The 4,342-nt window shown below is 71.1% G+C and carries 3 protein-coding genes and 1 pseudogene; all 4 read right to left on the bottom strand.

Annotated elements, in window-relative coordinates:
- Positions 1-155 precede the first annotated feature (155 nt).
- Positions 156-1,439, bottom strand: coding sequence for an O-acetylhomoserine aminocarboxypropyltransferase/cysteine synthase family protein (locus VFM98_RS01990; RefSeq protein ID WP_325108211.1), 1,284 nt, complete (start codon positions 1,437-1,439; stop codon positions 156-158).
- Between the two features lie 142 nt (positions 1,440-1,581).
- Complete coding sequence (proX, locus tag VFM98_RS01985) at positions 1,582-2,601, bottom strand: glycine betaine/L-proline ABC transporter substrate-binding protein ProX (RefSeq protein WP_325108210.1); 1,020 nt, start codon at positions 2,599-2,601, stop codon at positions 1,582-1,584.
- A gap of 47 nt (positions 2,602-2,648) precedes the next feature.
- Complete coding sequence (gene proW, locus VFM98_RS01980) at positions 2,649-3,887, bottom strand: glycine betaine/L-proline ABC transporter permease ProW (RefSeq protein WP_325108209.1); 1,239 nt, start codon at positions 3,885-3,887, stop codon at positions 2,649-2,651.
- Positions 3,888-3,915: 28 nt separating this feature from the next.
- Positions 3,916-4,342: pseudogene (locus VFM98_RS01975) on the bottom strand (glycine betaine/L-proline ABC transporter ATP-binding protein); the annotation flags it as partial.

Here is a 4,342-nt window from a genome sequence, read left to right as displayed (position 1 = left end):
CGCATTCCGGGCGCGTTGCGGCCGCACGTGGACGAATCGCCGGAGGTGGGCAGCTGCGACGCGGCGCCGGGGGAGGCCGCGCCGCAGGCGTGAAGCGCACGGGGCCGAGCGCCCCCACCCCAGCCCTCCCCCAGAGGGGGAGGGAGCCGAAGTCCTCAGGCGGCCTCGATGGCCTGCTTCAGGTCCGCCCGCAGGTCGTCGATGTGCTCGATGCCGATCGACAGGCGCACCGTCTCCTCGGTCACGCCGGCCGCGGCGAGTTCCTCGGCGCCGAGCTGGCGGTGCGTGGTGGAGGCCGGGTGGGTGGCGAGCGAGCGCACGTCGCCGATGTTGACGAGGCGTGTGAACAGCTTCAGCGCATCGAGGAAGCGGGCGCCGGCCTCGCGGCCGCCGGCCAGGCCGAAGGTCAGGATGCCGGAGGCACGGCCGCCCAGGTACTTCTTCGCCAGCGCATGCTGCGGGTGCTCCGGCAGTCCCGCGTAGCTGACCCACTTCACCTTCGGGTGCGACTGCAGGAACTGCGCGATGGCCAGCGTGTTGTCGCAGATGCGGTCCATGCGCAGTGCGAGCGTCTCGATGCCCTGCAGCACCAGCCACGCGTTGAAAGGCGAGATCGCGGCGCCCATGTTGCGCAGCGGGACCACCCGCGCGCGGCCGATGTAGGCGGCCGGGCCGAGCGCCTCGGTGTAGACCACGCCGTGGTAGCTCACGTCCGGTTCGTTCAGGCGGCGGAAGCGCTCCTTGTGCTGCGCCCAGGGGAACTTGCCGCTGTCGACGATGATGCCGCCGATGCTGTTGCCGTGGCCGTTGAGGTACTTGGTGAGCGCGTGCACCACGATGTCGGCGCCGTGCTCGATCGGCCGCAGCAGGTAGGGGCTGGGCACCGTGTTGTCCACGATCAGCGGCACGCCCTTGGCGTGTGCCACCGCGGCCAGCGCCGCGATGTCGGTCACGTTGCCGAGCGGGTTGCCGATCGACTCGCAGAACACGGCCTTGGTGCGCGCGTCGATCAGAGCCTCGAAGGTCTCGGGCTTCGACGGATCGGCGAAGCGCACCTCGATGCCCTGCTGCGGGAAGGTGTGGGCGAACAGGTTGTAGGTGCCGCCGTAGAGCGTGCTGGCGGAGACGATGTTGTCGCCCGCCTCGGCGATGGTCTGGATGGAGGCGGTGATCGCTGCCATGCCCGAGGCCACGGCCAGGCCCGCCACGCCGCCTTCGAGCGCCGCGACGCGCTGCTCCAGCACGGCCTGGGTCGGATTCATGATCCGCGTGTAGATGTTGCCGGGGACCTTGAGGTCGAACAGGTCGGCGCCGTGCTGCGCGCTGTCGAACGAGTAGGCGACGGTCTGGTACAGCGGCGGCACCACCGCATGGGTGGTCGGCTCCGGCGTGTAGCCGGCGTGCACGGACAGGGTTTCGAACTTCCAGTTTTCGGACACTTCGGTTTTCTCCTTGGGACTGCGGCGCAGGCGGCAGCAAGCGCGCTGCGGCGGGCGCCGCAGGTTAGCACGGGGCACGGCGCCTTCCGCTCCTCGCCCGGTGCGGGCGAAGGGGCACTGTGCGCCCCGAGCCCGAACGGGATCAGCCCTGCGCGGCGCGCAGCGCCTCGGCGATCCAGCCGTCGAAGGTCTTCTGGTGCGCCTTGATCCAGGCGTCGGTGTGGCGCGCGACGTCGGCCGGCTTGTTCTCGCCGCGGCTCATGCGCAGGTTCTGCGCGTTGATGTCGGCCACCGGCAGGCGCATCACCTCGAACAGGCGGCGCGCGGCCGGGTTCTTCTCGACGAAGGCCTTGTTGGCGACGATGTGCTGCGCGTTCACCTTGAAGCCGTAGTTCTTGCCATTGGGCAGCGCGGTGTTCGCGTCGCCTTCCTGGCCCGGCGAGGCGGAGAACGGCACTTGCAGCCACACCACGTCCTGGCCCGGGCGCAGCACGGCGCTCACCCAGTAAGGCGTCCAGGTGTAGTACAGCACCGGCTGGCCCTGGCGGTAGCGCGCGATGGTGTCGGCGATCAGCGCCGCATAGCTGCCCTGGTTGTGCGTGACGGTGTCGGCGAGCTTGTAGGCCTTGAGGTGGTGTTCGATCGCCAGCTCGCAGCCCCAGCCGGGGTTGCAGCCGGTGAGGTCCGCCTTGCCATCGCCGTTGGTGTCGAACAGCGCCGCGATCTTCGGGTCCTTCAGCTGCGCGAGATTGGTGATCTTGTACTTCTCCGCGGTCTTGCGGTCGATCAGGTAGCCCTGGGCCGCGTTGCCGGAGTACGGGCCGCTGCGCCACAGCTTCTGGTCGGCGCCGGAGTTGCGATAGAACTCGGCGTGCAGCGGATTCCAGTGGTGCGCCATGAAGGTGCCGTCGCCGTTCGCGATGGCCACGTGCTCGGTGGCGGGCTCCAGGTCCTTGATCGGCTTGACGTCGTAGCCCAGCTTCTCCAGCCCGCGCATCACGAGCAGGGTCTGGAAGGCTTCCTCGGCCAGCGAGCTCTTGAGCGGCTGCACGCTGACGCCGGCACCGGGCAGCGCGTCCTGCGCGTTCGCGGCGCCGGCACCGAAGGCGAGCCAGGCGGCCGCGGCGAGCCCGGCCAGCGGGCGGCGGAAGGAACGGATCATCGAGGGGGTCTCCTTTCGAGTTTGCAGTTGATTGGGGAGGGCGGCGCTCAAGCCTCCGCGGGCGCAGTGGCCGGCTCGGCCGCCTGCGCGGTGGATGCAGCCGGCGCAGCCGCGCGGCCGGCCGGCGGTGCCAGCACCCGCAGCAGCAGGCCCACGGGGCCGGTGCGCCACCAGCGGCGCGCGCCGCGGCGCGGCCGGCCCAGCGCCTGCGTGATGCGGTCCAGGCCGATGGCCAGCAGCACGATGCCCAGCCCGCCGACGGTGGCCAGGCCCATGTCGAGGCGGCCGATGCCGCGCAGCACCATCTGGCCCAGGCCGCCGACCGCGATCATCGAAGCGATCACCACCATCGAGAGCGCCAGCATCAGCGCCTGGTTGATGCCGGCCATGATGGAAGGCATGGCCAGCGGCAGCTGCACCTTCACCAGCAGCTGCCAGGGCGAGGCGCCGTAGGCGCGGGCCGCCTCGATCAGGTCCGGCCGCACCTGGCGGATGCCCAGCGCGGTGAGGCGCACCAGCGGCGGCAGCGCGAACACGATGGTCACGATCACGCCCGGCACGTTGCCGATGCCGAACAGCATCACCACCGGAACGAGATAGACGAAGGCGGGCGTGGTCTGCATCGCATCGAGCAGCGGCCGCAGCAGGCGTTGCGCGCGGTCGCTGGCCGCCAGCAGGATGCCCAGGGGCAGCCCCAGCAGCAGGCAGAAGGCGAGCGAGGTCAGCACCAGCGACAGCGTGACCATGGCCTCCTGCCAGACCCCCAGGCCCGCCACCAGCAGCAGCGACAGCACCGTGCCGAGCGCGATGCCGCGGCCGGCGAACTGCCACGCCAGCAGGCCGGCGATGCCCATCATCAGCCCTGGCGGCAGGCCCTGCAGCAGGCCGGTGACGCCCGACAGCGTGCCGTCGATGGGGCCGCGCACCGCCTGGAAGGCCGGACGGAAATGATCCACCGTCCATTGCAGGCCCTGGTTGATCCACTGGTCGAGCGGCAGCGAGCCGTCCCACAGTTGGTGCAGCTGGAAGCCGGTGGCATCGGGCAGCGCGTCCGCGGCCTGGGACGGCGCGGCGAGCCAGTCGGCGTTGCCGGTGTCGGCGGGGGCGTCCCACGCCGATGCCGTATCGGCCTCGGCCGCCGGGCCGGAGAAATCGGCGCCTGCGTCGGCCCAGGGATCGCTCGCTTGCAGCGCGGCGTCCGGGGCGGACGGCGCCGATGCGGCCTGGGACGGGGCCGCGCTCGCGGCCAGGGCTTCTTCGAGAGTGGTTTCCGGGATGTCGTTCATGCTCTTCTCGCGGTTGTCTGCGCGCCGATCACTCGGCGCCGCGGTCCAGGAATTTCAGCAGCGTGGTCTTGCTGATGGCGCCCACGTAGCGGCCACCATCGCCGATCACCGGCAGCGGATGCTCCGAGCGGGCGACCAGCCCGAACAGCTCGCTCACGGGAAGGTTCGCTGCCACCGGCGGCCCGGCGTCCTTCACCGGCCCGGGCAGCGCGATGTCGCCCGCGGTGAAGACGGCGGCGGCATCGACGCCGCGCACGAAGGCGCGCACGTAGTCGTCGGCGGGTGCGCGCAGGATCTCCTCCGGCGTGCCGACCTGCTTCACCTGGCCGTCCTTCATGATCGCGATGCGGTCGCCGATGCGCATCGCCTCGTCGAGGTCGTGCGAGATGAAGACGATGGTGCGGCGGCGCACCTGCTGCAGGCGCAGCAGCTCGCCCTGCATCTCGGCGCGGATG

Source organism: Ramlibacter sp., from assembly GCF_035706265.1.
GTDB lineage: Bacteria > Pseudomonadota > Gammaproteobacteria > Burkholderiales > Burkholderiaceae_C > Ramlibacter.
This window is presented reverse-complemented; position numbering and strand designations above follow the sequence as displayed.